This is a genomic window from Prevotella sp. khp7 (genome assembly GCF_900109055.1).
Taxonomy (GTDB): domain Bacteria; phylum Bacteroidota; class Bacteroidia; order Bacteroidales; family Bacteroidaceae; genus Prevotella.
This window is the reverse complement of record NZ_FOIV01000006.1, coordinates 1-2,333: the sequence shown is the minus strand read 5'-3', so window position 1 is coordinate 2,333 and position 2,333 is coordinate 1. Positions and strand designations below refer to the sequence as shown.

At 41.7% G+C, this 2,333-nt stretch carries 3 protein-coding genes and 1 pseudogene; all 4 read left to right on the top strand.

Going from position 1 to position 2,333, the window contains the following annotated elements; genetic code table 11:
- Positions 1-695, top strand: a pseudogene (locus BMX82_RS12815) (thiol-activated cytolysin family protein); the annotation flags it as partial.
- A gap of 11 nt (positions 696-706) precedes the next feature.
- Positions 707-1,075 carry a hypothetical protein gene (locus BMX82_RS12810; RefSeq protein WP_091769596.1) on the top strand — a complete coding sequence of 123 codons (369 nt, stop codon included), beginning with the start codon at positions 707-709 and terminating at the stop codon, positions 1,073-1,075.
- A 24-nt stretch (positions 1,076-1,099) separates the two neighbouring features.
- Positions 1,100-2,134, top strand: coding sequence for a thiol-activated cytolysin family protein (locus BMX82_RS12805; protein WP_091769593.1), 1,035 nt, complete (start codon positions 1,100-1,102; stop codon positions 2,132-2,134).
- Between the two features lie 2 nt (positions 2,135-2,136).
- Positions 2,137-2,333, top strand: a 197-nt coding sequence (locus BMX82_RS13135) for a hypothetical protein (RefSeq protein ID WP_218142026.1), incomplete at its 3' end; no start/stop codon positions are given.

Genomic DNA, 2,333 nt, shown 5'->3' with positions numbered 1-2,333 from the left:
TGGAGACCAATGCAGAGGCCAGCTATGCGAAGAGAATGCTTCAGGAGTCTTTCCATACGCTTTTCACAAAGGGCAGTTCTTATATGAACAATGAGGAGAAGAGTTTTCTGAATGGCTGTGACTTCAAGGTCTATCTCATTGGCGGCAACGGAACCACCGCAGTACAGAGTTTCAACGGGTTCACGGGTTTTGTTGATCACATCACCAAGGGGCAGTTCTCTCGCGAGCAGCCAGGTGTACCCATATTCTGCTCTTTTGCCAATGTGGCCGATAACTCCTTAGCCAAGATTAAGTTCAAGTACAATATCCGTCGCGAACCGCTGTATGTCGAGATTATTGATAAGCACAGCTCTAAGACAGATAGGCATACATACTCGATGAATTTTTATGCCAATCAGGCCAAGGTGCCCACGATAGCACATCCAAAGATAAAGTTTAGATTCAGGTTTAATGTTGTACGCGAGACTCCGAGAAATTATAGTGACACGACCTATGTTCAGGAGTATTCGAATGCTGGCTATGCTACGTCGATACCTCTATTCTCGTTTAATTCTTATGAAGCTCATAAAATCAGACGTCAGAGAGGACGAGAATGGGATACAGAGATCTTATGGGAGCAGTATACTGATGTTAAACTGCTCGATAGTCCAGATTATAAACTGATGGGCATCACAACAAAAAATATTAATAATTAAAAAATAAAGCAATGAAGAAAATATTTGTATTAATAGTTTGTCTCACCCTCCTTCAAGGGAAAATAATGGCAACAGAAGGTGAGCCTGTTGAGCCCATTCCATTGGGCGTATCGCTTACCGATGTTGATAATGCACCAATAAATGTTGGAAAAGGTAAGGCCCCTATACGTATCCCGCGTATTTATAAGGATGGCTATAGGCTTATTTTAGGTTTCCATCCTGAGTACATCATTAATATAATCCAGAATGGTGAGGTACTCTATACCTCAATAATTCCAGAAGAACAAACAGACTTCGAATTACCCTCATATATTAACGGAGAGTGTGTCGTCCAGTTTATTAGCGGAAGGTTTTGTTTTATAGGTTGTATTTCTTTATAATAAAATACTAAAAACGTAAAAATTATGAAAAGAAACAGATTTTCAATGCCCCTGATGATGGGGCTCGTGTCAGCTTTTTTAATCTCATCATGTACAACAGATGAGTATGACTTTGAAGTGTCGAAATCAGACAACAAAAGTGCTCAGACTCAAGTAAAGGGTGAATGGGAGTGGGATGAGTCATATCATCCGAATGCAAAGACCCGTTCGGTAAATGAGAGTTATGAGTTTGTGCCTGTTGGAGCCAAGAATTTATATACAGGTATGATCCTTAAGGGTGACCAGCTGAATAATGGAAAGATGGTGCCTATCACAGAGAAGGCAGATCAATTAGGGCTGGTATTCACTGTGCCGAGTTTTTATATCGGTTGGCTTCAGCAGCCTAGCTATACCAGTTATATGAAAGAGTACAGAAATGCATTAAACGAAGACGACTTCTCTGGCCAGCAGATCGAGGAATTTGAGTACGACTTGAAGCAGTTCTCTAAGTATAGCGAGATGAAACTGGCTTTTGGAGCAAATGTAGATATCTGTTCTATTTTGAAGATTGAAGGTAGTTACGAGTCGAACAAGGTCAAGCATAAGACGGGACTCTTTGCTCGTGTGTGTCAGAAGAACTTTGATGCTGTAATCGACTATCCAGAGGATGGTAATATCTTCAAGGACAACAGTAAACTCTCAAAATACCCGAATGCGGCATATATCAATAGTATTACCTATGGTAGAATGGCCATCATTTCTATAGAGAGTGACTCTTCATATAGCGCTGTGAAGTCGGCCTTCAAGGTTGCCCTGACTCTTAAGAAGGTAAATGGCGAGGTATCGATGGATATGCAAGCCAAGAAGTTGCTTCAGGAGGCTGACATCCGTATATGGGTTAGAGGTGGAAATGGAGCGGATGTCGTGAAGACAATCGCAGGTTTCGACGAGTTCGCCAACTTTATCGTCAATGGTGGAACATTTACAAAGGAGGTTCCCGGCCAGCCGATTTTCTGCACTGCCAACAGGGCTGACGATAACTCTGCTTTTGCTCTACAGTTTGATACAGATAATAATTAGTCATGCATTTATATAAATATTTGCTCTCTTTTCTGTTTATAGCTCCTCTCTCCAGTTGTACAGAAGAATCCGACGGTCAGTTGGAAACATCCCCGGTTAAGTTCCATCATCCAGATGACTATGTCGTTTCTATCAGTACGAGCCGCAACCCATTCAATCTGTTGGACGAAGACTCCACGTTGTTTAGTTGTGGCAATGG